This is a genomic window from Streptomyces alanosinicus (assembly GCF_014650595.1).
GTDB lineage: Bacteria > Actinomycetota > Actinomycetes > Streptomycetales > Streptomycetaceae > Streptomyces > Streptomyces alanosinicus.
Genome location: NZ_BMVG01000004.1, coordinates 164,152 through 188,585, shown reverse-complemented (window position 1 = coordinate 188,585; position 24,434 = coordinate 164,152). Strand labels below are relative to the sequence as shown.

The window sequence follows — 24,434 nt, the reverse complement described above, 5'->3', positions numbered from 1 at the left end:
CCGTATTCAGCCCGAAACGCTTCACTCACCTGCTTTTCGCTACATTCCGGCGATCAGCTTCTCCACCCGGTCATCCACCGAACGGAACGGGTCCTTGCACAACACGGTGCGCTGCGCCTGGTCATTGAGCTTCAGATGCACCCAGTCCACCGTGAAGTCCCTGCGCTGCTCCTGCGCCCGCCGGATGAAGTCACCCCGCAGCCGCGCCCTAGTGGTCTGCGGCGGAACCGACTTGCCCTCGAAGATCTTCAAGTCGTTGCAGACCCGGGCCGCTTGCCCCTTCCGCTCCAGCAGGTAGTACAGACCACGCCGACGGTGGATGTCGTGATAGGCGAGGTCTATCTGAGCGACCCGCGGATGCGACATCGTCATATTGTGCTTGGCCCGGTACCGCTCGATGAGCTGGTACTTCATCACCCAGTCGATCTCGGTGCCGATCCGGTCCAGATCCTCGGACTCGATCGAGTCAAGCGTGCGGCCCCACAGCTCCAGAACCCGCGCGACCGTACCCGTACGGATCCCCCGGCGCTCACAGAAGTCCACGGCCTTGTCGAAGTACTCCCGCTGCACCTCCAGCGCCGAGGCCTCCCGGCCGCTGGCGAGCCGCACCTTGCGCCGCCCGGTGATGTCATGGCTGACCTCGCGGATCGCCCGGATCGGATTCTCCAGCGTCAGATCCCGCATCACCGTGCCCGCCTCGATCATGCGCAGCACCAGATCCGTGGCACCGACCTTGAGCAGCATCGTCGTCTCGGACATGTTCGAGTCACCGACGATGACATGCAGCCGGCGATAGCGCTCGGCATCCGCATGCGGCTCGTCACGGGTGTTGATGATGGGCCTCGAACGCGTCGTCGCCGACGAGACCCCCTCCCAGATGTGCTCGGCACGCTGACTCACGCAGTACACGGCACCGCGCGGCGTCTGCAGCACCTTGCCCGCACCGCACAGCAACTGCCTGGTCACCAGGAACGGGATCAGGATGTCCGCGAGCCGCGAGAACTCGCCGTGCCGCGCCACCAGATAGTTCTCGTGACAGCCGTACGAGTTGCCCGCCGAGTCGGTGTTGTTCTTGAACAGGTAGACGTCGCCCGCGATTCCCTCCTCGTGCAGGCGTCGCTCCGCGTCCACCAGGAGTCCCTCGAGAATGCGCTCGCCGGCCTTGTCGTGGGTGACCAGTTCGATCACGTTGTCACACTCGGGTGTCGCGTATTCCGGATGTGAGCCCACGTCGAGATAGAGCCGGGCGCCGTTTCGCAGAAACACATTGCTGCTGCGGCCCCATGACACGACACGGCGGAAGAGGTACCGCGCCACCTCGTCAGGAGACAGGCGCCGCTGTCCCCTGAACGTGCACGTGACGCCGTACTCGTTCTCCAGCCCGAAAATGCGGCGGTCCATGACTGAACATTACGCCCGATCCCCCGAGCTGAAACGGGGTTCGACAGCACGATTTGGATCAGTTTCCGATGAAGCCGCAACGACCTCGCCCCGCACGGGAGCTGCGAGGACCCGCCCCGTGGCGAGCAGGACCAGCAGCGACACGGCCCCCGCCGCACCCGGCACCGCGAAACCCCACACCGTGCCACCGGCCTGGACCACCGGCCCCGCCACCCCCGTTCCCACCGAAGCACCCACGGTGAACGTCGTCACGAGCCACGAGAACGCCTCGGTGACCGTCCCGCTCGGCGCATGCCGGTCCACGATGATGAACGCACAAGCGATACACGGCGCCAGAAACACCCCGGACAGCACCGCCAGCACCACCATGACCGGCGCACCCGGCATCAGCATCAACGGCAGATAACACACCGCCAGAAGCGCCACCAGCACCCGCAGTCGCCGCTCCGGCGCCCCCGCCCACCGACGCGCCCCGTACACCGCGCCGCCCACCAGCGCACCCAGACCCAGCCCCGCCATCATCCAGCCGTAGACCGCGTCACCACCATGACCGTCGGCGTACGACACCGACGCCACCGTGATCGACCCCAGCGCGACACCCACGAAGAAGAACGCCCCGAGCAGCGCCAGCAGCCCTCGCGAGCGCAACGCACCGAGCCAGTGCGCCTCCCGCGGAGCCGACCGCCACGCCCGCGAAGGCGGCGACGTCACCACCGACAGCGCACCCAGCACCCCCAGCAGACTCAGCACCAGCAGAGCAGCCCGCTCGTCCCACAGGGACACGCACAGCGTCACCAGCAACGGCCCGACCGTGAACATGACCTCCTGCGCGATCGCGTCCATCGCGTACGCGATGTGCACCTGCTCCTCACGGCTCAGCACCGACGGCCACAGGGCACGCAGACCCCCCTCCAGCGGCGGCGTGAACACACCCGCCGCCGCCACGGCCCCATACGCGAGCGGCAGCGGATCGGTACCCGAGAACGCGAACACCGTCATCGACAGCGCCGCGAGCACGGCCGCCGGCAACTGCACACGCGGCTGCCCGAACAGGTCCACCAGCCGGCCCAGCACCGGCTGACCGACCGCGTTGGCGACGCCGTACACCGCCGCCAGCGCACCCGCGAGGCTGTACGTACCACCCTCCGCGCGGACGAACAGCACCAGGGCGATCGCCGCCGTCGCATTGGGCAGCCGGCCCACCAGAGTGCCGGTGAGCAGCCGCAACGCATGCCGCGCCCGGAGTATCTCCCCATATCCCGTGGCCATGTGCTCCCCTTCGACAGCTCGGCGGGGACGCCGCGACGACCCTACGTTTTACGTATAACTTCCCTCTCCATACGTACCATGTGCGCTGTTCACACGTCCAGACGAACGACCCGACAGAGGAGCACGCCCACGGTGGCACCCAGCAGCACGCGCCCGACCAGCCGGGACGTCGCCCAAGCGGCCGGAGTCTCCCAAGCCGCCGTCTCACTCGTCCTGGGCGACAAATGGCGCGGCCGCGTATCCGAAGCCACCGCCGAACGCGTCCGCCACGCCGCACGCGAACTCGGCTACCGGCCCAACCTCGCCGCCCGCAACCTCCGCCTCGGCCGCACCCGCACCGTCCTGCTCGTCGTACCCGCCCTGACCACCGAATTCTTCGCCGGCGTCTACACCGGCGCCGCACGCGTGGCCGCCGAGCACGGCTTCGGCGTCGTCCTCTACCCCTCCCCCGAAGGCATCGGCCCCGCCCGCGACCCCTTCGCCTCCGCACAGGCCGCCCTCGACGGCGTCATCGCCTCCTCCATGGCCGCCGACGCCCTCACCGCCATCCGCGGCGACCAGCTCCCTCTGGTCATGCTCGACAGCGACCCCGCGGGCAGCCTCGGCGCCGCCACCGTCAACCTCGACATCGCCGACGCCATCCGCCAGGTCGCCGCACACCTCCTGGACCTCGGCCACCGCCACATCCTGCACCTGGCCGCCGACGTCCCCTCATGGACCTTCGAGATCCGCGCGAAAGAACTCGCCGCACACCTCGCAGCCGTACCGGGCACCGAGCTACGAACAACCCGCGCACCCATCTCCATCGACGGCGCCCTCACCGCCACCGAGACCGCCCTCACCACCACCCCCGGCCCCCGGCCCACCGCCATCGTCTGCGACGACGACAAACTCGCCGCCGGCGCCTACAAGGCCCTCCGCCGCCTCGACCTGCGCATCCCCGACGACATCTCCGTCACCGGCGTCGACGACCTCGGCCTCGCCACCGCCATCGACCCCGAACTCACCACCGTGCGACTCGACGCCGAACTCTTCGGCGAACGCGGCATGCAAGCCCTCCTCGCCGTCCTGGAGGGCCGGCAACCCCAGAGCGGGGACATCCCTGTCCACCTCGTCGTACGAGGCTCCACAGCCCCACCACCGGCCGCCTAGCCCCCCACGGAGAAAGCCCGCCCGAACGCCATGTGCCCCGGCCGGAAGAACGGCCGGGGCACACAAAAGCAGGCAGGCAGGCAGGTCTGGTCGGTCACTCCTCCTCGGAGCCGTCCTCCTCCGCGCTCTCCGCCTCCGCGGCCGCACCCTCCGCCGCCAGCAACCGCGACAGCTGACGACCGACGATGCGCCTGAACTTACGCTTCTGCGGACGCCCACGATCCAGCACCGCCACCTCAAGACGCTCCGCGGGAATCTCCCGCTCGCTGCCGTTGGTGTCACGGGACAAGGCCTGCACGGCCAGCTTCAACGCCTCGGCCAGCGTCATCCCGTCACGGTGACGCTGATCCAGAAAACCGCTGATCTGCTCCGCATTACCGCCCACCGCGACCGAACCATGCTCGTCCACGATGGAACCGTCATGCGGCAGCCGGTAGATCTGATCACCCTCCGGGGTCTCCCCCACCTCGGCCACGACCAGCTCCACCTCGTACGGCTTCTCCGCCGCCGAAGAGAAGATCGTGCCCAGCGTCTGCGCGTAGACGTTCGCCAGGCCACGCGCCGTGACATCGTCCCGGTCGTACGTGTAACCCCGCAGGTCCGCGTACCGGACACCACCGATACGCAGATTCTCGTACTCGTTGTACTTACCGGCGGCCGCGAAACCGATCCGGTCATAGATCTCGCTGAACTTGTGCAGTGCACGGGACGGGTTCTCACCGACGAACACGATCCCGTCGGCATACTGCATGACCACCAGACTGCGGCCACGGGCGATGCCCTTCCGGGCGTACTCCGCCCGGTCGGCCATCGCCTGCTGAGGTGAGACATAGAACGGCGTCGACACCGGTTATCCGTCCCTTTCTGTCCTGGTCACTGGATCACCTTGATAAGAAACCGGGGCCCGCGCTCAGAGCACGGCGGCCTTCGGACCGTCCGGCTCCTCCAGACGCCCCTGGAGCACCGCACGAGCGAGCCCGGAGGACTCCTCCTCCGTCAGCCGGCGGAAACCGTCCTCGGTGATCACCGTGATGATCGGGTAGATCCGGCGGGCGACATCGGGACCACCGGTCGCCGAGTCATCGTCAGCCGCGTCATACAGAGCCTGCACCACCAGCGTGGTCGCCTGCTCCTCGGTCAGGTCGCGACGGAACAACTTCTTCATCGCACCACGCGCGAAGATCGAACCGGAACCCGTCGCCGCGAAATTGTGCTCCTCGGAACGGCCACCCGTGACGTCGTAGGAGAAGATCCGCCCCTTCTCCCGGTCCACATCGAACCCGGCGAACAGCGGCACCACGGCCAGCCCCTGCATCGCCATCCCCAGATTCGACCGGATCATCGTCGACAGCCGGTTCGCCTTGCCCTCCAACGACAGCTGAGCACCCTCGACCTTCTCGAAGTGCTCCAGCTCCAGTTGGAAGAGCTTGACCATCTCCACGGCCAGACCGGCGGTGCCGGCGATACCCACGGCCGAGTACTCATCCGCCGGGAACACCTTCTCGATGTCCCGCTGAGCGATGACATTACCCATCGTCGCCCGCCGGTCACCGGCGAGCACCACGCCCCCGGGGAACGTCACCGCGACGATCGTCGTCCCGTGCGGCGCCTCGATCACACCCTGCACGGGCGGCAGCTGCCGCCTGCCGGGCAGCAGCTCCGGCTGGTGCTCGGACAGGAAGTCCATGAAGGAGGAGGACCCAGGCGTCAGGAAGGCAGCTGGTAGACGCCCGGTGCCACGAGTATTGGCTTCCACGAGTTTCCTTCCAGATAGGCAGCGGCCCGGCGTACGGCGTCGGGGTTGTCACCCAACTTGCCGATGGCCGAGTTGCAGTTGAAGCACAGTACGCCTCGGACCCTACCCGTGTTGTGGCAGTGATCCACATGCACGGGCGGGCCGAAAGGCATATACAGCGGACCCCTCCTTGTGCGGCCCTTTGCGAGCGAACGCCGCGTGCGGCTTCGACTCACGGCACCGCACACAGCGCTTCGCACATCCTTCGATTTCCACCCCTAGCGCCCCTAAAACCTTCGATTCGGAGGCTACTGGCCGCCCTTCTGAACGAAAGACCGAACGAAGTCCTCGGCGTTTTCCTCGAGCACATCATCGATCTCATCCAGGACGGAGTCCACGTCGTCGCTCAGCTTCTCGTGCCGCTCCTTGAGGTCTTCCGAGGCCTGCGCGTCCTGCGCCTGCTCCTCGACCTCTTCGGTGGAGCGTGTGGCCTTCTGCTGGCCGCCGCCGGTGTCCTTGGTTGCCATAACCCTCACCCCGCTCAGTTCGCCTGCCGATCGGTGATGATCAGACCCTACAAGCCGGGTCCGACATCGGCCCCGCAGTTTCTCCAACGTACGGGGGCCACCTCGATGATTCCCGGACGGTGGGATTTCCACCCCGTCCGCCCGGGGCGGGCCGGGTGCCCCTTCGGCCCGCTCAGCCGCCTGACAGGACCCTGACCAGGTCTTCCGCGGTGCGGCAGCGGTCCAGTAGCTCCTTGACGTGATTTCGCGTTCCGCGTAGTGGTTCGAGGGTTGGGACGCGCTGGAGGGAGTCCCGGCCCGGAAGGTCGAAGATGACCGAGTCCCAGCTGGCCGCGGCCACGTCGTCGGCGTACTGCTCCAGGCAGCGGCCGCGGAAGTACGCCCGGGTGTCCTCCGGCGGCGTCGTCATGGCCTGCTGGACGGCGCTCTCGTCGAGGAGGCGCTTGATGCGGCCGCGGGCGACGAGACGGTTGTAGAGGCCCTTCTCGGCGCGTACGTCGGCGTACTGGAGGTCGACGAGGTGGAGCCGGGCGGCGTCCCAGTCGAGGCTGTCGCGGCGGCGGTAGCCTTCCATGAGTTCGCGTTTGGCGACCCAGTCGAGTTCGCCTGCGAGGCTCATGGGGTTGTTCTCCAGCCGGGTGAGAGTGTCTTCCCAGCGGGTCAGGACGTCCTTGGTCTGTTCGTCGGCGTCGGCGCCGTAGCGCTCCTCGACGTATTTGCGCGACAGCTCGAAGTACTCCATCTGGAGCTGGACGGCGGTCAGGGTGCGACCGCTGCGCAGAGTGACCAGTCGCTTCAGTGAGGGGTCGTGGGAGACCTGGTGGAGTGTGCGTACGGGCTGGTCGACGGCGAGGTCGACCGCGATGAAGCCGTCCTCGATCATGGACAGGACCAGGGCGGTCGTGCCCAGTTTGAGGTAGGTCGAGATCTCGGAGAGGTTCGCGTCGCCGATGATCACGTGGAGGCGGCGGTATTTCTCGGCGTCGGCGTGCGGTTCGTCGCGGGTGTTGATGATCGGGCGTTTGAGTGTGGTCTCCAGGCCGACCTCGACTTCGAAGTAGTCGGCGCGCTGGCTGATCTGGAAGCCGTGTTCGTGTCCGTCCTGGCCGATGCCGACGCGGCCGGCGCCGGCGAAGACCTGGCGGGAGACGAAGAAGGGGGTGAGGTGGCGCACGATGTCCGAGAAGGGGGTTTCCCGCTTCATCAGGTAGTTCTCGTGCGTGCCGTAGCTGGCGCCCTTGTTGTCGGTGTTGTTCTTGTAGAGGTGGATGGGCTGGGCGCCGGGGAGCTGGGCCGCTCGCTCCGCGGCCTCTGCCATGATGCGCTCGCCGGCCTTGTCCCAGAGGACGGCGTCGCGGGGGTTGGTGACCTCGGGGGCGCTGTATTCCGGGTGGGCGTGGTCGACGTAGAGTCGTGCGCCGTTGGTGAGGATCACGTTGGCGAGGCCGATGTCCTCGTCGGTGAGCTGGCTGGCGTCGGCGGCCTCCCGGGCGAGGTCGAAGCCTCGCGCGTCCCGCAGCGGGTTCTCTTCCTCGAAGTCCCAGCGAGCCCGGCGGGCCCGGTGCATCGCCGCGGCGTAGGCGTTGACGATCTGGGACGAGGTGAGCATGGCATTGGCGTTGGGGTGGCCGGGGACGGAGATTCCGTACTCCGTCTCGATGCCCATTACTCGCCGTACGGTCATGCGGCCCTCCTTGCCGGGCGGCACCCTCGGTCGTGGGCGCCGCTCAAGTACCGCTGGTGCTCCGGTGCGTGTGCGGTGCCCGTCCCCGCATTACGCGCCTCGGCGGTAGGAACGAGCCTAGAACGCCTTTGCGCTGGTGGGGAGATCATTTGCGTCATTGCCTGCTCCGGTCGTGGCCTGGAAAACAGAGGGCTGCGGGTACCCGGTGAGGGCACCCGCAGCCGCCCTGGTGTTACAGGTACTGACCGGTGTTGGCCACCGTGTCGATGGAGCGTCCGGTGTCCGCGCCCTGCTTTCCGGTGATGAGGGTGCGGATGTAGACGATCCGTTCGCCCTTCTTTCCGGAGATGCGGGCCCAGTCGTCGGGGTTGGTGGTGTTGGGCAGGTCTTCGTTCTCCTTGAACTCGTCCACGCAGGCTTGGAGGAGGTGGGAGACGCGGAGGCCTTTCTGGTTCTTTTCGAGGAAGTCCTTGATCGCCATTTTCTTGGCGCGTCCGACGATGTTTTCGATCATGGCGCCGGAGTTGAAGTCCTTGAAGTAGAGGACTTCCTTGTCGCCGTTGGCGTAGGTGACCTCCAGGAAGCGGTTCTCCTCGGATTCGGCGTACATCTGCTCGACCGCCGTCTGGATCATGCTGCCGACGGTAGTGGTCTTGTCGCCGCCGTGTTCGCCGAGGTCGTCGGCGTGCAGGGGGAGGCGTTCGGTGAGGTATTTGCCGAAGATGTCCTTGGCTGCCTCGGCGTCGGGGCGCTCGATCTTGATCTTCACATCGAGTCGGCCGGGGCGCAGGATGGCGGGGTCGATCATGTCCTCGCGGTTGGAGGCGCCGATGACGACCACGTTCTGCAGGCCTTCGACGCCGTCGATCTCGGCGAGGAGCTGGGGGACGATGGTGTTCTCCACGTCCGAGCTGACGCCGGAGCCGCGGGTGCGGAAGAGGGATTCCATCTCGTCGAAGAAGACGATGACGGGGGTGCCCTCGCTGGCCTTCTCGCGTGCTCGCTGGAAGACGAGGCGGATCTGTCGTTCGGTCTCGCCGACGTATTTGTTGAGGAGCTCGGGGCCCTTGATGTTCAGGAAGAAGCTCTTGCCGGCTGCCTGGCCGGTGACCTCGGCGACCTTCTTCGCGAGTGAGTTCGCGACGGCTTTGGCGATGAGTGTCTTGCCGCAGCCGGGGGGGCCGTAGAGCAGGACGCCCTTGGGCGGGCGCAGCTCGTGTTCCTTGAACAGGTCGGGGTAGAGGTACGGCAGCTCGACCGCGTCGCGGATGGCTTCGATCTGGTTGCCGAGTCCGCCGATCTGGTCGTAGCCGATGTCGGGGACCTCTTCGAGGACGAGTTCTTCGACCTCGCTCTTGGGGACGACCTCGTAGACGTAGCCGGAGCGGGGTTCGAGCAGGAGGGCGTCGCCGGGGCGGATGGTGACGTCCAGCAGTGGCTCGGCGAGCCGTACCACCCGTTCTTCGTCGGTGTGCCCGAGGACGAGGGCGCGCTCGCCGTCCTCCAGGATCTCCTTGAGGGTGACGATGTCGCCGACGCGCTCGTACTCCATGGCCTCGACCACGTTGAGCGCTTCGTTGAGCATGATTTCCTGGCCGCGCCGCAGGTCGTCGAGGTCGACGCTCGGGCTGACGTTCACCCGGAGTTTGCGGCCGCCGGTGAAGATGTCGGCGGTGCCGTCTTCGTTGGCTTGCAGGAAGACTCCGAAGCCGGCCGGTGGCTGGGCGAGCCGGTCGACTTCTTCCTTGAGGGCCACGATCTGGTCGCGGGCCTCGCGGAGGGTGTTCGCGAGCCGTTCGTTCTGGGCGGACACGCCGGCCAGATTGGTCTGCAGCTCGACGATCCGCTCTTCGAGAATCCTCGTGTGACGCGGAGAGTCGGCGAGCTTGCGTCGCAGGACGGCGATCTCCTGCTCAAGGTAGGCGATCTGCCCGGCCGGGTCGTCGGACCCTCGTCCCGGGCGGATGCCGCGGTTCATGTCGTCGTCGTGGGCTGCCACGGTCCTCACCTCCTCCAAGGGGAGCTGGACGCTTCCAGACCCTACCTGGGTGGGTGTCGATTGAAACCCCTAGATCACCAAGACTGTCAAGGTGTGTCGTCGGTCACCCGGTGCGCTCTCCCTCGCACGGAGGGGATACCCACTCAACGTGATGTGGAAGCAGCTTGTTCCAGGCATCGCGTGGTCAAAACCCTTCAGGAGTGGGCGGAGTTGTCCGTTGCGGGCTGGTGGGCCCGGTTGCGGGCAGCCCGCGGTGCGCTTCTGCGATTGTTACGCAGAGCGACGGTCCGGGCGGAGGGTGTCATCGCCGGCCCGGCTTGAAGCGGTCGTTTCCTTGGTGGGGACGCCTGTGTCCTGGTCGGGCGCTGGTACCCGAGGGGGTGGGGGTGGAAACCCGGTGGCGGTGGAGGCTGGCCGGAATGCGGCCGGAGGTAGGGTCGAGGGTGTTCAACAGCCGCTGGAGCGGACCGGGCTGGCCCTCGTGGTGCCGGTGCCGCCCGGTGTACCGAAGGCAGGAGAGGTGACCGTGCAGCAGGAGGCCCCGGGCGGGGAGGCGCTGGAGGTCTGGATCGACCAGGATCTGTGTACCGGCGACGGGATCTGTGCCCAGTACGCCCCCGAGGTGTTCGAGCTGGACATCGACGGGCTGGCCTATGTGAAGGGTGCGGACGAGGAGCTGCTGCAGGCGGTGGGGGCGACGGTGCCGGTGCCGCTGCCGCTGCTGGCGGATGTGGTGGATTCGGCGAAGGAGTGTCCCGGCGAGTGCATTCATGTGCGCCGGGTTTCGGACAGGGTCGAGGTGTACGGGCCCGACGCGGTGTGAGTCCGGGCCGGGCCGGGGTCGTGTGCCCGTGCGGGCCCGGCCGGCTGTTTTCGGGGCCTGGTCTTGAGCCCCTTCTCGGGGCCCGGTCTCGGGGTCGGGCGCCGGCGGGGTCAGACGCTGTGGGCGTCGGCCGGTGTGGAGCGGGTGAACGCGGTGCCGTTCCAGTGCCACTTGACGGGGGTCTTCAGGTCGGGGCAGCAGTTGGGGACGGCGTCGGAGGAATAGCCGAGCAGGGTGGCCGCGACCGTGCCTGTGCGCAGGGTGAAGTCGGTGACGGTGAACCGGTCCTTCGGGGTGACGAGGGTGGCGACGACGCGGGGTTTGCCGCTGTCGGCGGCGCGGGTGAGGACGTAGACGCCGTCGGGCGGGGTGCCCATGGCGGAGTCGCAGTGCACGACGGCGACTGTTTCCGGCCGGCCGTCGCCGTCGAGGTCACCGGTGGCTTTCTTGGCGACCACGGGTTTGACGCGTCCGCACTGCAGGGGGAAGTCGACGCCGGTGGTGCTGGGCGGCTGGGTGGCCGCGGGGGCGGACTTGTTCTGGACGGCGGGGGCGGACTGGGCGGCGGTGGCCGATCCGGGCTGTACGACGGAGGAGAGGGCCACGACGCCGGCGACGGCTGTGGCGGTCGCGACCCAGTGGATGGGCCGGGTCTGGGTGTGGGCGAGCTCCGGAACGGCGGATTGCTGCACGAGGAGTGTCTCCTGTGAGGGCTGTGCCGGTGGGGGTGGCCTGCATGGTGCCACACGTCACAGTGCATGGGGAACGGCGGGGTCCGGGATTCCCGCAGGCGGGGAGCTTGCGTTGGAGGGCGGGGCTCCTGGTGGTGTGTCAACGGACGGGCGCCGTGTCCGAGTTCCCGTCGTTCGTCGGGAACTCGGGCACGGCGCCCTTGCGTTGTGTGTGGTGCGGGGTGGGTCAGCGGCCGGTGCCGCCGTCGGCGTTGGGGCCGGCGTAGTCCTCGCCGTAGGCGCCCTTGGCGGGCCGGCGGCGGCGCATGGGTGGCTCGACGCCGTCGGCGAGGCGGCGGGCGGTGAGCAGGAAGCCGGTGTGGCCGATCATGCGGTGGTCGGGGCGGACGGCGAGGCCCTCGATGTGCCAGTTGCGGATCATGGTTTCCCAGGCGGTCGGCTCGTTGAAGCAGCCGATCTCGCGGATGGACTCCACGGTGCGGGCGAGCTGGGTGGTGGTGGCCACGTAGCAGCACAGGATGCCGCCCGGGACGAGTGCCTTGGAGACGGCCTCCAGGCATTCCCAGGGGGCGAGCATGTCGAGGATGACCCGGTCGACGTCGGTGTCGGACAGGTTGTCCTGGAGGTCGCCGACGGTGAGCTGCCAGGCGGGGTGGGAGCCGCCGAAGTAGCGCTCGACGTTGGCCTGGGCGATCTCGGCGAAGTCCTCGCGGCGCTCGTAGGAGTGCAGCATGCCCTGGTCGCCGATGGCGCGCAGCAGGAAGCTGCTGAGCGAGCCGGAGCCGACGCCGGCTTCCACGACGCGGGCGCCGGGGAAGATGTCGGCGAAGGCGAGGATCTGCCCCGCGTCCTTGGGGTAGACGACGGCCGCCCCGCGGGGCATGGACAGGACGTAGTCGGGGAGCAGGGGGCGCAGCGCGAGGTAGGCGACGTTGCCGGTGGTGCGGACAACGCTGCCCTCGGGAGCGCCGATCAGTTCGTCGTGCGGGAAGGAGCCCTTGTGGGTGTGGAAGTTCTTCCCGGCTTCGAGCGTGAACGTGTAGTGGCGACCCTTGGGGTCGGTCAGCTGTACCTGGTCCCCGACCTTGAAGGGGCCGCGTCTGCGGGCGGCACCGGTCGGTTCGGACATGTGACCAGCGTACCGGGTTCCTGCGGTGGGCTTTGACCAGTGGCGGGCCGAGGGTGCGGCTGCGCGGGCGGCTGTCAGGCCGGTCGTGCCATGGCCCTGACGAAGGCCCGTTCCACGTCTGCTGCGGACAGGACGCCGTAGATCTCGCCGGTCTCCTCGATGACGAGGTATTCGCTGGCGGGGGTGGCGCGCAGGACGTCGAGGAGTTCTTCTCCGGAGAGTTCGGCGGAGACGAGCATGCCGTCGGTGAGTTCCTGGGCGAGGCCGCTGACGGCGACCCAGGGGCGGCGGTGTTCGGGTACGCCGACGATGGCGGATTCGCGGACGAGGGAGAGGGGGCTGCCGTGGGCGTCGACGACGACGAGGGCGCGGGCGCCGGCGGCGTTGGCGCGGCGCAGGGCTTCGGAGAGGGGGGTGTCGGTGCGGACGGGTACGGCGCGGCGGGTGAGGGTGCGGGCGCGGAGTTCGGGGAGGTGTTCGCGCAGGCGGGCCATGCGCAGGCTGTTGCCGGCGCCGGTCCAGATGATCGCGGCGAGGATGGCGGCGAGCAGGGCGTCGGTGACGGTGTCCATGCCGCCGGCGTCGGTGTTGTCGCCGCCGAGGGCGCCGGACTGGTTGAGCAGCGGCAGGCCGATGAGGACGGCGACGGCGAGGGCGCGGCCGACCCAGGCGGCGGCGACGGTGCCGCTCATGGGTTTGCCGGTGATTTTCCAGACGACGGCGCGGAGCATGCGGCCGCCGTCGAGGGGGAGGCCGGGCAGGAGGTTGAAGATCGCCACGATGAGGTTGGAGATCATCAGGCCGGCCAGCAGGACGCCGGGTACGGTGCCGGGTTCGACGGGTTTCATGGCGAGGTAGAAGAGCCCGGCGAGGACGAGGGAGAGCAGGGGGCCGACGAAGGCCAGGACGAATTCCCGGCCGGGGGTCTCGGCTTCCTTCTCGATCTCGGAGACGCCGCCGAAGAACTGCAGCTGGATGCGGCGGACGGGGAGCTTGAAGCGGAGCGCGGCGACGGTGTGGGCCAGCTCGTGGACCAGGACGGAGGCGTAGAAGGCGACGGCGAAGAAGAGGGAGACCAGGTAGCGGGCGGCGCCCAGCTCGGGCAGCACGCGGTCGAGCTGGCCGCCGAAGACCCAGGTGATCAGTGCGGCGACGAGGAACCAGCTGGGCGCGACGTACACGGGCACGCCGAAGGGCCGGCCCATGAGGATGCCGCCGCCGGGTTCCTTGGGCCGCTGCGGGGGCTCGCCCTTGGCGATGCCGGCGTGGGCGAGGGACCGGTGTTCGGGGTGGTCGTCGTGTGCGCTGGGGCGGCCGTGGTCCGGGGTGTCGCGGGTGAGGCCCTCGGTGTCCGTGCCGGCGGACTTCGTGCCGCCGGTCGGGGGCTCGGGATCCCTGCCGGCGGACTCCGGGGCGTTGGCCGGGGGCTCGGGATCCGTGCCGGCGGACTCCGGGGCGTTGGCCTGGCACTCGGGATCCCTGCCGGTGGGCTCCGGGGCGTTGGCCGGGGGCTCGGAGGTCGCGTAGTCACCGGGGGCGGTGGGATCGGTGGGGACGGGTCGTGGGGTTGCCGGTGGGGTGGTCGTGTCCTGGGGGGTCGCCGTGTCGGCTGTGTCGGCCGGGGCCGGGTCCCTGGTGTCGTCGTCCTGGTGGTGGCCTGCGTCGGGCCGGGGTTCCGGGCCGGTCTGTCGGGTGGGGCCGGTCGTCGGGGCCGTTGGACCTGCGGGGTGCTCGGCCGGCTCTTGGTTGCCGGACCGCGGCTGCCCGCTCCCGCCGCTCACGTCCACGGTTTCCCCTCGTTCGAAGCGTCTTCCGTACCTGCCGGACGGAAGGGTCTGTGGTCGATGGTATGCGGCCGTGGTGGCGTGTTTCGCCCCGGCACCCCTTGTGTTTGCCCCGCTGTCGAGCGGTCGGACGGGGGCGGCGGCCGGGTCACTGTCAGTGGTGGGCCGTAAGGTCTGTGGACATGGACAGCAGCATCGAGGACGGGGGCGCCCCGGGGGGCGGCGCCGAACAGACGGATCCGGCGAAGGCACCGCGGCCGGCGCCCACGACGGCCGCGCCGGCCCCGGTGCCGAGCCCCTCGATACGGTCGACTGTCGCCGGGGATGTGCCCGCGTCCGGTGGGGAGCGTGCCGCTGTCGCGCCCAGCTCCCTGTCTCCTTCCCGGGCCGGCGATTTCATGCAGTGCCCGCTGCTGTACCGATTCCGGGTGATCGACCGGCTGCCGGAGAAGCCGAGTGCGGCGGCGACCCGGGGCACGCTGGTGCACGCGGTGCTGGAGCGGATGTTCGACGCGCCGGCCGCGGAGCGGACCGCGCCGCGGGCCAAGGCGCTGATCCCGGGCCAGTGGGACCGGCTGCGGGAGAGCCGGCCGGAGGTCACGGAGCTGTTCGCCGACGATCCGGAGGGGGAGCGGCTGGCCGGGTGGCTGCAGGAGGCCGAGCGGCTCGTCGAGCGCTGGTTCACGCTGGAGGATCCGACGCGGTTGGAGCCGGCCGAGCGGGAGCTGTTCGTGGAGGCGGAGCTGGAGTCGGGGCTGCGGCTGCGCGGGATCATCGACCGGGTGGACGTGGCGCCGACCGGTGAGGTGCGGATCGTCGACTACAAGACGGGCAAGGCGCCGCGGCCGGAGTACGCGGAGGGCGCGCTGTTCCAGATGACGTTCTACGCCCTGGTGGTGTGGCGGCTGAAGGGCGTGGTCCCGCGCCGGCTGCAGCTGGTGTATCTGGGCAGCGGGGACGTGGTGACGTACGACCCGGTCGTCGCCGATCTGGAGCGGGTCGAGCGCAAGCTGCGGGCGCTGTGGGAGGCGATCGAGCGGGCCACGCGGACCGGTGAGTGGCGGCCGCGTCCGACGAAGCTGTGCAGCTGGTGCGATCACCAGGCGCACTGCCCCGAGTTCGGCGGCACTCCCCCGCCGTATCCGCTGCCGGTGAGGGCGGACGAGTCGGGGTCCGGGTCGCAGGGCAGAATGGGCCCGGACTAGCGAAGGAGTGTCCCGTGGCCATCCGTGTCCTACTGGTCGACGACCAGCCCCTGCTGCGTACGGGTTTCCGGATGATCCTGGAGGCCGAGCAGGATCTCGCGGTCGTGGGCGAGGCCGGTGACGGTCTGCAGGCCCTCGATCAGGTGCGGGCTCTGCAGCCGGACGTCGTGTTGATGGACATCCGTATGCCGCGGATGGACGGGGTGGAGGCGACCCGGCAGATCACCGGGCCCGACCGGTCCGGCCCGGCGAAGGTGCTCGTGCTGACCACGTTCGATCTGGACGAGTATGTGGTGGAGGCGCTGCGTGCCGGCGCCAGCGGGTTTCTGTTGAAGGACGCGCCGGCCAATGAGCTGGTGCAGGCGATCCGGGTGGTGGCGGCCGGTGAGGCGATGCTGGCGCCGAGCATCACGCGCCGGCTGCTGGACAAGTACGCCACGCATCTGCCCTCCGGTGACGAGCCGGTGCCGGACACGCTGAACACCCTCACCGACCGTGAGGTGGAGGTGTTGAAGCTGGTGGCGCGCGGTTTGTCGAACGCGGAGATCGCGGCCGATCTGTTCGTCAGCGAGACGACGGTGAAGACGCATGTGGGGCATGTGCTGACCAAGCTGGGTCTCCGGGACCGGGTGCAGGCCGCGGTGTATGCGTACGAGAGCGGTCTGGTGCGCCCCGGCGCCCAGTGAGCGGTCGCGTTTTCCGGTACGACGCCGAGGGGCGCCCTTCCCGTGCGGGGAAGGGCGCCCCTCGGTGTGTGCGGGGTGGTGGGTGTCAGCTCTTGCTGAGTTCCCAGAACCGGAACACGGTGGAGGCGTCGAGGCAGTACTCCAGGCCGTAGACGCCGTCGCGGGCGACCGCGTACTGCTTGGCCTGCCAGACCGGCAGGACGGGCAGTTCGGTGGCGACGATGTTCTGCAGCCGGCCGAAGTCCGTGTCGGTGGCGCCGCGGTCGCTCTGTGCGGCGGTGCCGGGGATGAGGGAGCCGGTGATGGTGCGGTTGCTGTAGTTGTTGTCGAGCACGTTGCCCTTGCCGAAGAAGGGCGCGGTGAAGTTGTCGGCGTCCGGGTAGTCGGGCACCCAGCCCTTGACGTAGACGCCGTACTTGCCGGCGGCGATGTCCTTCTCGTACTGGTCGTAGCCGATGGACTTGACGTCGGCGTCGAACAGGCCACTGGCGTTGAGCTGGCCGGCGATGGCCTTCAGTTCCTCGTCGGTGGCGGGGCCGTAGCGCGACGGCGTGGACCACAGGGTGAGTTTGACCTTGCCGGTGATGCCGCCGGCGTGCAGTGCCGCGGCGGCCTTGGCACGGGAGGGGCGGGCGCCGTAGGTGTCGAAGAAGGCGGTGTTGTGGCCCGCGATGCCCGCCGGGATGATCGAGTACAGCGGGGTGGCGGTGCCCTGGTAGACGTTCTTGATGAGGGCGTCGCGGTCGATGAGGTAGGCCATGGCCTTGCGGACGCCGGGTTTTCCGGCGACCGGGTCCTTCATGTTGAAGACCAGGTGCTGGACCTCGGCGCTGGTGCCCTCGATGACGTCGACGCCCTTGCTGCCGTCCTGCTGGTCGAGGCCGGCGATGTCGGAGGCGGACAGGCCTCGGTAGGCGATGTCGATCTTTCCGCCGAGGAGGGCCGTCTTCAGGCCGGTGCGGTCGCCGTGGAAGAACTTCAGGGTGACGCCGGAGTTCTTGGCCTTGGCGGTGCCCCGGTAGTTGTCGTTGACGGAGAAGACCGCGCGGTCCTTGTCGAAGGAGTCCAGTTTGTAGGGGCCGGAGCCGACGGCCTGGTGGTCCTCGCGCAGGCCGTTCGCGTCGTACTGGCTGTGGTCGACGATGGAGCCGGCGCCGGAGGCGATCTTGCTGGGGAAGGTGGCGTCGGAGGAGCTCAGGTGGAAGACCACGGTCTTCGCGTCGGGTGTGTCGATGCGGCCGAGCATCGGGAACATGATCGCGGGCCCCGCGGGGTCGTTGATCTTCATCATGCGGTCGAAGGAGAACTTCACGTCCTTCGAGGTGAGGGCGTCACCGTTGCTGAATTTCAGGCCGTCCTTCAGCTCGCACCTGTAGACCGTGGCGCGGGAGTCGCTGAAGGAGCACTTTCTGGCCAGTTCGGGCTGGGGTTCGGTCGCGCCCTTGGGGAAGCTGAGCAGCGACTGGAAGACGTTGTCGAACAGCAGCCAGGAGCCGGGGTCGTAGCCGGATGCCGGGTCCGTGGCGAGGACGTCGTCGGACATCCCCATCACCACGGTGGAGCCGGTACCCCCGGAACCACCGGTCTCCGAGCCGCAGCCGGTCAACAGGCCGGAGGCCAGTCCCGCCACGATGGGCAGGACTGGCCACTGGTTACGCATATTCACTCGCGTGTGCCTTATTCGTCGGTTCGTCACTCCGGGGCCGCCGTCCTGGCCCCGGGTCACCGGGGCAGCCGTCCCTGGCCCCCGGAGGAGAGAGCCGTCAGCCGCTCACACCGCGGCCGAGCTCCCACAGCTGAAGCGTCGAGGAGGAGTTGAGGGCGTAGGCGACACCGGTGATGTCGTCCCGCGCGGCGACGTACTGCTTGCCCTGCCACAGCGGCAGGACGGGGACGTCCTCGGCGACGGTGTCCTGGATCTGGGTCAGGCTCTTGGAGGCGCTGAGCCGGTCGGCCTCGCGGCGGGACTCCGGGATCAGGGTGCGCTGGATGGCGCTGTTGGAGTACGGCGAGCCGAGGAAGTTGTCCTTGTCGAGGAAGGGCGCGATGAAGTTGTCGGCGTCGGGGAAGTCGGGGAACCAGCCCATGCCGTAGACGTCGTACTGGCCCTTCTGCTCGGCGGGCCGGAAGGTGTCCCAGGGGTGGCCCTGGATGGTGACGTCGAAGAGGCCGCTGTCGTTGAGCTGCTTCTGCAGGACCTCGAACTCCTTCTTCGTGGCGGAGCCGTAGTGGTCGGTGGTGTAGTGCAGGGTCAGCTTCACCGGGGCGGTGATGCCGGCCTTGCCCAGCATGCCCTTGGCCTTGTCGACGCTGGGGTTGCCGTACTTGTTGAAGAACGAGTTGGAGTGGCCGGTGATGGTGGCCGGGACCAGCGAGTACAGGGGCTCGGCCTGAGTGCCGTAGACCTTGGAGACGAGTTCCGCGCGGTCGATGATCTGGGCCATGGCCTGGCGTACGGCCTTGGACTTCACGGTGGGCGCGTTGGTGTCGAAGGCCAGGTAGCGGATTTCCAGTCCGGGCATGTCGACGAGGTCGACCTTGTCGTCGCCGCCGGCGTCCAGCTTCTGGATCTGGGCGGGCGACATGGTGCGGGTCATGACGTCGATGTCACCCTTGTCGATGGCGGCGCTCATGGCGTCGGCGTCGGCGAAGGAGCGCAGTTCGACCTTGTCGTTGCTCACCTTCACGAAGCCCTTGTAGTTGGGGTTCTTGGTGAAGGTGGCGGTGGTGATCGCGTTGCCGTCGGTGTCGGCGTGGAAGGTGTACGGGCCGGAGCCGTCGATGTCGAAGCCGTCCCGGAGCTTGTCCTTCTGGTAGTCCTTCGGGTTGATGATGCCCGCGACCGGGGTGGACAGCTTGTACGGGAAGGTGGCGTCGGCGGTCTTCAGGTGGAAGATGACCTCGCGGTCGCCCTGCGTCTCGATGGTGTCGATGGTGTTGAGCAGCGAGGCCACACCGCTGCTCGCCTTGATGCGCAGGGCGCGCTCGATGGAGTACTTGACGTCCTGGGCGGTGACCGGGTCGCCGCCGGCGAACTTCAGGCCGTCGCGGAGCTTGCAGGCGTAGCGCTCGCTGCCGCTGTCGGTGAAGGAGCAGCTCTCGGCGGCGTCCGGGACGGGGCTGCCCTCGCCCTTGGGCTGGGCCATGAGGGTCTGCACGCTCTGGCGCAGGATGTTCCAGGTACCGACGTCGTACGCGTAGGCCGGGTCGAGGGGCGCCGGGGCGTCGCTGGTGGCCGTGAACCGGTCCGTGGTGCCGACGGCGATGGCGTCACCGCTCTTGCTCCCGCTGCCGGACCCGCCGCATGCGGCGAGAACCGGGGTGAGCAGGCCGGCCACCGCCGGCAGCACCAAAGTCTTGCGGTTCATGCGGGCGTTTCTCCAGAGCTGTTCGGGTCCGTGTATCCGGCATGCATGGGTGGTGCGGCAGATCACGGGGGGACGCGGTGAGGTTCTCGCGATGAGATTAGTCCGCGCCCGCAGGAGGGTTCACAATCGCCCGAGTTGACCGCTCATCACGCTGCGGAACCGGGTGTGGACACACCGAAAACCCGACAGCGGCAGGATTAGTGCAGCTTCCCATCAATCGGGACACAAAGGCTCGCCGTTCCGTCTCGAACAGGGGCGTTCAGCACAGTCGGCGCGACCCGTCGAGGGCCGCCGAGGTGGCGAACATCACACTTCCAACTGTGTGGTGAGTCAGCGGAATTCAGCCGGAGCCGGGCTGGAATTCCCCGCGGGTGTACTTCCCTGGACATTTGTCCAACCGAACCTGCGAGCTTTTGTCCAACCAGACCTATGGGCCTTTTCACGCTGGGTGAACGGCTAGCGCATTTCCGTCATCAGGCCGCGCAGGAATGCCAGGTCGACCTCTTCCAGCGAGGTGACCACGGTGCGCCTTTCGGCCGGGGTGATGGGGGCGACGGAGGGTACGGCGACCACGCGGCAGCCGGCGGCCTCGGCGGCGGCGACACCGGTCGCGGTGTCCTCGACGACCGCGCATCGCTCGGGCCGTGCGCCGAGTCCGGCGGCGGCGAGCAGATAGGGGTCGGGGAAGGGCTTGGTGCGCGAGACCTCGTCGCCCGCGATGGACAGGGCGAAGTGGTGCGGGCCGAGCACCTTCAGCACACGGTCGATGATGCGCCGGTGGGAGGCCGAGACGAGGGCCGTGGGGATGCCGCTCTCGTGGAGTTCGGCGAGCAGGCGGGCGGCGCCCGGCATCAGCGGCAGGGAACGGCCGATACGGTCCTCGAAGCCCTCGTTGAGCAGCGCGGTGAGGTCGGCGAGAGTGATGTCGGCGCCGGTGGCCTCGATGAGGAAGCCGGCGCTGCGGGTCATGGGTCCGCCGACCACGACGTGCCGCCAGGAGTCGTCCAGGGGGTGGCCGAGGGAGGCGAAGATCTCGACCTCCACGTCCCACCAGAAGCCCTCGGTGTCCACCAGGGTGCCGTCCATGTCGAGAAGCACCGCCTGCAGGGCGGAGCCTTCGGCCGTACGGGTTCCGAGCGCGGGGACCGTGCTGGTCATCCGGGCGCACCTCCTTGAGGGACGATCAGGCCGGTTCCCGGACAGGGAACCGGCCTGCAGTGGACCGACAAGTGTACGTCTCCTGCGCCCGGAGCGCCTCGTTTATCAGGCGGGCATCCGGGTACCCCTGATACACCCTTGACGCAGGCCAGCGGGGTGTTCCGGCATGCCCGCGGGAGTGATCAGCGGGCGTTGAAGTACTTCGCCTCCGGGTGGTGGATGACGATGGCGTCCGTGGACTGCTCGGGGTGGAGCTGGAACTCCTCGGAGAGGTGGACGCCGATCCGTTCCGGCCGCAGCAGGTCGGCGATCTTGGCGCGGTCCTCCAGGTTCGGGCAGGCGCCGTAGCCGAGGGAGAAGCGGGCGCCCCGGTACTTCAGGGCGAACATGTCCTCGATGTCGGCCGGGTCCTCGCCGCCGAAGCCCAGCTCCGTACGCACGCGCGCGTGCCAGTACTCGGCGAGCGCCTCCGCCAACTGGACGGACAGGCCGTGCAGTTCGAGGTAGTCGCGATAGGAGTTGGCCTCGAAGAGCTTCGCGGTCTCCTCGCCGATGCGCGAGCCGACGGTGACGACCTGGAGGCCGACGACATCGGTCTGCCCCGACTCCTCCGGGCGGAAGAAGTCCGCGAGGCACAGTCGGCGGCCGCGGCGCTGGCGCGGGAAGGTGAACCGGGTGCGTTCGTTGCCCTGTTCGTCCAGGACGATCAGGTCGTCGTCCTTGGAGACGCACGGGAAGTAGCCGTAGACGACGGCGGCTTCCAGGAGGTTCTCCGTCTGGAGCCGGTCGAGCAGACCGCGCAGCCGGGGGCGGCCCTCGGTCTCCACCAGTTCCTCGTACGACGGCCCGTCACCGGTGCGGGCCTGCTTCAGGCCCCACTGGCCCTTGAACAGCGCGCCCTCGTCGAGCCAGCCGGCGTACTCCTTGAGCTGGATGCCCTTGACGATCCGGGTGTCCCAGAACGGCGGGGCCGGCACCGGGTTGTCGGTGGCGACGTCGGAGCGGACGTGGCCCTCCTCCGGGCGTTCCTCGACCTGGAGGGAGGCCGTGGCCCGTACCCGGCGCTGCTTCAGCTCGGGCAGCTTGGCGCCGGGCAGGCCGCGCTTGACGCCGATGAGGGCGTCCATCAGGTGCAGGCCCTCGAAGGCGTCGCGGGCGTAGCGGACCTCGCCCTCGTAGACCTCGTGCAGGTCCTGCTCCACGTAGGCGCGGGTGAGGGCGGCGCCGCCGAGGATCACTGGGAAGCGGGCGGCGAGGCCGCGCTGGTTCAGCTCCTCCAGGTTCTCCTTCATGATCACGGTGGACTTCACCAGCAGCCCGGACATGCCGATGACATCGGCCCGGTGCTCCTCGGCGGCCTCCAGGATCGCCGAGACGGGCTGCTTGATGCCCAGGTTGACCACGTTGTAGCCGTTGTTGGACAGGATGATGTCGACGAGGTTCTTGCCGATGTCGTGCACGTCGCCGCGCACGGTCGCCAGCACGATGGTGCCCTTCCCCTCGGCGTCCGACTTCTCCATGTGCGGTTCGAGGTGGGCGACGGCCGACTTCATGACCTCGGCGGACTGCAGGACGAACGGCAGCTGCATCTGGCCGGAGCCGAACAGCTCGCCGACGACCTTCATGCCGTCCAGGAGGGTCTCGTTGACGATGTCGAGTGCCGGACGGTCCTGGAGGGCGGCGTCCAGGTCGGCCTCCAGGCCGTTCTTCTCGCCGTCGATGATCCGCCGCTTGAGGCGCTCCTCCAGCGGCAGCGCGGCCAGTTCCTCGGCCTTGCCCGCCTTGAGGGACTTCGCGGTGGCGCCCTCGAACAGGGCCATCAGCTTCTGCAGGGGGTCGTAGCCCTCGGCGCGGCGGTCGTAGATCAGGTCCAGGGCCGTCGTGACCTGCTCGCCGTCGAAACGGGCGATCGGCAGGATCTTGGAGGCGTGCACGATCGCCGAGTCGAGGCCCGCCTTGACGCACTCGTCGAGGAAGACGGAGTTCAGCAGGATGCGGGCGGCCGGGTTGAGGCCGAAGGAGATGTTCGACAGGCCGAGCGTGGTCTGCACCGCCGGGTGGCGCTTCTTCAGCTCGCGGATGGCCTCGATGGTGGCGATGCCGTCCTTGCGGGACTCCTCCTGGCCGGTGCAGATGGTGAAGGTCAGGGTGTCGATGAGGATGTCGTCCTCGCGGATGCCCCAGTTCCCGGTCAGGTCGTCGATCAGCCGTTCGGCGATCTCGACCTTCTTCTCCGGGGTGCGGGCCTGGCCCTCCTCGTCGATGGTCAGCGCGATCAGGGCGGCGCCGTGCTCCCGTGCGAGCCGCGTCACACGCGCGAACCGCGACTCGGGGCCGTCGCCGTCCTCGTAGTTCACCGAGTTGATCACGGCGCGGCCGCCGAGCTTCTCCAGGCCCGCCTGGATGACGTCGACCTCGGTGGAGTCCAGGACGATGGGCAGAGTGGAGGCGGTGGCGAAGCGGCCGGCCAGTTCCTCCATGTCGGCGACGCCGTCGCGGCCCACGTAGTCCACGCACAGGTCGAGCATGTGCGCGCCCTCGCGGATCTGCTCGCGCGCCAGCTCCACGCAGTCGTCCCAGCGGGCCTGGAGCATGGCCTCGCGGAACTTCTTGGAGCCGTTGGCGTTGGTGCGCTCGCCGATGGCCAGGTAGGAGGTGTCCTGGCGGAAGGGCACCGTCTGGTAGAGGGAGGCGGCGCCGGGCTCGGGGCGGGGTTCGCGCGTGGGCGGGGTGAGGTCCCGGACGCGCTCGACGACCTGGCGCAGATGCTCGGGGGTCGTACCGCAGCAGCCGCCGACGAGCGAGAGGCCGTACTCGCGGACGAAGGTCTCCTGGGCGTCGGCCAGCTCGGGCGCGGTCAGCGGGTAGTGGGCGCCGTCCTTGCCGAGGACGGGCAGGCCCGCGTTGGGCATGCAGGACAGCGGGACGCGGGCGTTGCGGGCGAGGTAGCGCAGATGCTCGCTCATCTCGGCCGGGCCGGTGGCGCAGTTCAGGCCGATCATGTCGATGCCGAGCGGTTCCAGCGCGGTGAGCGCGGCGCCGATCTCGGAGCCGAGGAGCATGGTGCCGGTGGTCTCGACGGTGACCGACACGATGACGGGCAGGTCCAGGCCGAGGGCGGCGAGGCCGCGGTGGGCGCCGAGGACGGCCGCCTTGGTCTGGAGGAGGTCCTGGGTGGTCTCCACCAGCAGTGCGTCGGCGCCGCCGGCGACCAGGCCCTCGGCATTGCGCTGGTAGGCGTCGCGCAGGGTGGTGTAGGGGGCGTGGCCGAGGGTGGGCAGCTTGGTGCCGGGGCCCATGGAGCCGAGCACCCAGCGGGGGCGGCCGTCCTTGGCGGTGAAGGCGTCGGCGGCCTCGCGGGCCACCCGGGCGCCGGCCTCGGACAGCTCGTGGACGCGCTCGGGAATGTCGTACTCGCCGAGGGCGGAGTGGTTGGCCCCGAAGGTGTTGGTCTCCACGCAGTCGACGCCCACGGAGAAGTACGCCTCGTGGACGGAGCGGACGATGTCGGGGCGGGTGAGGTTGAGGATCTCGTTGCAGCCCTCGAGCTGCTGGAAGTCCTCCAGCGTGGGGTCCTGGGCCTGGAGCATGGTGCCCATGGCTCCGTCGGCGACCACCACACGGGTGGCGAGCGCCTCGCGGAGCGCGGACGCACGGGTCCGGCTGTCGGCGGAAGGGGATGGTGGCAACGAGGCCATGAAGGGGCTCCCTGGTTGCGACGGCTGTCGGCTATGCGGTGCCCGGACCGGCCGGGATGCCGCACGGCGCCAGCGTAACCGGGACTCGGGTTGGATGGGCAGCGGCGTCCACGAGGCGGACTGC

General features: G+C 68.9%; 18 protein-coding genes and 1 pseudogene. 4 read left to right on the top strand and 15 right to left on the bottom strand.

Translation table 11 applies throughout. The features are described from left to right. Positions 1-39: 39 nt before the first annotated feature. Both pafA and IE277_RS11620 read right to left on the bottom strand, forming a co-directional pair. Positions 40-1,401 carry a Pup--protein ligase gene (pafA, locus tag IE277_RS11625; protein WP_189951284.1) on the bottom strand — a complete coding sequence of 454 codons (1,362 nt, stop codon included), beginning with the start codon at positions 1,399-1,401 and terminating at the stop codon, positions 40-42. A 9-nt stretch (positions 1,402-1,410) separates the two neighbouring features. Then, a complete protein-coding gene (locus tag IE277_RS11620; protein WP_189951282.1) occupies positions 1,411-2,670 on the bottom strand; it encodes an MFS transporter in 1,260 nt (419 codons plus the stop codon). A 132-nt stretch (positions 2,671-2,802) separates the two neighbouring features. Between IE277_RS11620 and IE277_RS11615 the strand changes: the two genes are divergently transcribed. After that, positions 2,803-3,822, top strand: a complete 1,020-nt coding sequence (locus IE277_RS11615) for a LacI family DNA-binding transcriptional regulator (protein ID WP_189951280.1) — start codon at positions 2,803-2,805, stop codon at positions 3,820-3,822. A 94-nt stretch (positions 3,823-3,916) separates the two neighbouring features. On the opposite strand, the gene prcA is transcribed toward IE277_RS11615, so the two are convergent. The 6 genes and pseudogenes from prcA to arc all read right to left on the bottom strand — a co-directional run bounded on the left by prcA (position 3,917) and on the right by arc (position 9,767). Beyond that, entirely contained in the window at positions 3,917-4,669 is a 753-nt protein-coding gene (gene prcA / locus IE277_RS11610; RefSeq protein ID WP_189951278.1) for a proteasome subunit alpha, read from the bottom strand. Positions 4,670-4,732: 63 nt separating this feature from the next. Then, on the bottom strand, positions 4,733-5,578 hold the full coding sequence (gene prcB / locus IE277_RS11605; protein ID WP_189951276.1) for a proteasome subunit beta: 846 nt from the start codon (positions 5,576-5,578) through the stop codon (positions 4,733-4,735). Beyond that, a pseudogene (locus tag IE277_RS11600) lies at positions 5,530-5,744 on the bottom strand (endonuclease VII domain-containing protein); the annotation flags it as partial. The pseudogene IE277_RS11600 and the gene prcB, both read right to left, overlap by 49 nt. Positions 5,745-5,865: 121 nt before the next feature. After that, a complete protein-coding gene (locus IE277_RS11595; protein WP_030608326.1) occupies positions 5,866-6,084 on the bottom strand; it encodes a ubiquitin-like protein Pup in 219 nt (72 codons plus the stop codon). Between the two features lie 172 nt (positions 6,085-6,256). After that, positions 6,257-7,768, bottom strand: coding sequence for a depupylase/deamidase Dop (gene dop / locus IE277_RS11590; RefSeq protein ID WP_373310767.1), 1,512 nt, complete (start codon positions 7,766-7,768; stop codon positions 6,257-6,259). A 232-nt stretch (positions 7,769-8,000) separates the two neighbouring features. Beyond that, positions 8,001-9,767: a proteasome ATPase gene (gene arc / locus IE277_RS11585; protein ID WP_189951274.1), complete on the bottom strand. Its 1,767-nt coding sequence runs from the start codon at positions 9,765-9,767 to the stop codon at positions 8,001-8,003. Between the two features lie 520 nt (positions 9,768-10,287). Between arc and IE277_RS11580 the strand changes: the two genes are divergently transcribed. After that, positions 10,288-10,590 (top strand): ferredoxin, encoded by a 303-nt coding sequence (locus IE277_RS11580; RefSeq protein ID WP_189951272.1) that lies wholly within the window; start codon positions 10,288-10,290, stop codon positions 10,588-10,590. A 110-nt stretch (positions 10,591-10,700) separates the two neighbouring features. On the opposite strand, the gene IE277_RS11575 is transcribed toward IE277_RS11580, so the two are convergent. The 3 genes from IE277_RS11575 to IE277_RS11565 all read right to left on the bottom strand — a co-directional run bounded on the left by IE277_RS11575 (position 10,701) and on the right by IE277_RS11565 (position 14,198). Then, a complete protein-coding gene (locus tag IE277_RS11575; protein WP_189951270.1) occupies positions 10,701-11,282 on the bottom strand; it encodes a hypothetical protein in 582 nt (193 codons plus the stop codon). Positions 11,283-11,508: 226 nt separating this feature from the next. After that, entirely contained in the window at positions 11,509-12,411 is a 903-nt protein-coding gene (locus IE277_RS11570; RefSeq protein WP_189951268.1) for a tRNA (adenine-N1)-methyltransferase, read from the bottom strand. 74 nt (positions 12,412-12,485) lie between these two features. After that, positions 12,486-14,198: a site-2 protease family protein gene (locus tag IE277_RS11565; protein ID WP_189951266.1), complete on the bottom strand. Its 1,713-nt coding sequence runs from the start codon at positions 14,196-14,198 to the stop codon at positions 12,486-12,488. Between the two features lie 395 nt (positions 14,199-14,593). Between IE277_RS11565 and IE277_RS11560 the strand changes: the two genes are divergently transcribed. Both IE277_RS11560 and IE277_RS11555 read left to right on the top strand, forming a co-directional pair. Then, the gene (locus IE277_RS11560) at positions 14,594-15,400 is read left to right on the top strand and encodes a RecB family exonuclease (protein WP_373310772.1); all 807 of its coding nucleotides are present in this window, start codon (positions 14,594-14,596) and stop codon (positions 15,398-15,400) included. Positions 15,401-15,414: 14 nt separating this feature from the next. After that, entirely contained in the window at positions 15,415-16,086 is a 672-nt protein-coding gene (locus IE277_RS11555; protein ID WP_067134429.1) for a response regulator, read from the top strand. Positions 16,087-16,171: 85 nt separating this feature from the next. Here IE277_RS11555 and IE277_RS11550 read toward each other — a convergent pair whose 3' ends face one another. From IE277_RS11550 to metH, 4 genes are all read right to left on the bottom strand, one after another. Beyond that, complete coding sequence (locus IE277_RS11550; RefSeq protein ID WP_189951263.1) at positions 16,172-17,752, bottom strand: ABC transporter substrate-binding protein; 1,581 nt, start codon at positions 17,750-17,752, stop codon at positions 16,172-16,174. A 97-nt stretch (positions 17,753-17,849) separates the two neighbouring features. Beyond that, entirely contained in the window at positions 17,850-19,454 is a 1,605-nt protein-coding gene (locus tag IE277_RS11545; protein ID WP_189951261.1) for an ABC transporter substrate-binding protein, read from the bottom strand. 456 nt (positions 19,455-19,910) lie between these two features. Then, complete coding sequence (locus tag IE277_RS11540; RefSeq protein ID WP_189951259.1) at positions 19,911-20,612, bottom strand: HAD family hydrolase; 702 nt, start codon at positions 20,610-20,612, stop codon at positions 19,911-19,913. 182 nt (positions 20,613-20,794) lie between these two features. Next, entirely contained in the window at positions 20,795-24,310 is a 3,516-nt protein-coding gene (gene metH / locus IE277_RS11535; protein WP_189951257.1) for a methionine synthase, read from the bottom strand. Positions 24,311-24,434: the final 124 nt, after the last annotated feature.

What these genes read in the sequence shown, in the direction of transcription:
- dop (WP_373310767.1), bottom strand. Translation starts at nt 7,768, where the DNA reads ATGACCGTACGGCGAGTAATGGGCATCGAGACGGAGTACGGAATCTCC.
- pafA (WP_189951284.1), bottom strand. Translation starts at nt 1,401, where the DNA reads ATGGACCGCCGCATTTTCGGGCTGGAGAACGAGTACGGCGTCACGTGC.
- IE277_RS11620 (WP_189951282.1), bottom strand. Translation starts at nt 2,670, where the DNA reads ATGGCCACGGGATATGGGGAGATACTCCGGGCGCGGCATGCGTTGCGG.
- IE277_RS11560 (WP_373310772.1), top strand. Translation starts at nt 14,594, where the DNA reads ATGCAGTGCCCGCTGCTGTACCGATTCCGGGTGATCGACCGGCTGCCG.
- IE277_RS11545 (WP_189951261.1), bottom strand. Translation starts at nt 19,454, where the DNA reads ATGAACCGCAAGACTTTGGTGCTGCCGGCGGTGGCCGGCCTGCTCACC.
- IE277_RS11540 (WP_189951259.1), bottom strand. Translation starts at nt 20,612, where the DNA reads ATGACCAGCACGGTCCCCGCGCTCGGAACCCGTACGGCCGAAGGCTCC.
- IE277_RS11570 (WP_189951268.1), bottom strand. Translation starts at nt 12,411, where the DNA reads ATGTCCGAACCGACCGGTGCCGCCCGCAGACGCGGCCCCTTCAAGGTC.
- metH (WP_189951257.1), bottom strand. Translation starts at nt 24,310, where the DNA reads ATGGCCTCGTTGCCACCATCCCCTTCCGCCGACAGCCGGACCCGTGCG.
- IE277_RS11595 (WP_030608326.1), bottom strand. Translation starts at nt 6,084, where the DNA reads ATGGCAACCAAGGACACCGGCGGCGGCCAGCAGAAGGCCACACGCTCC.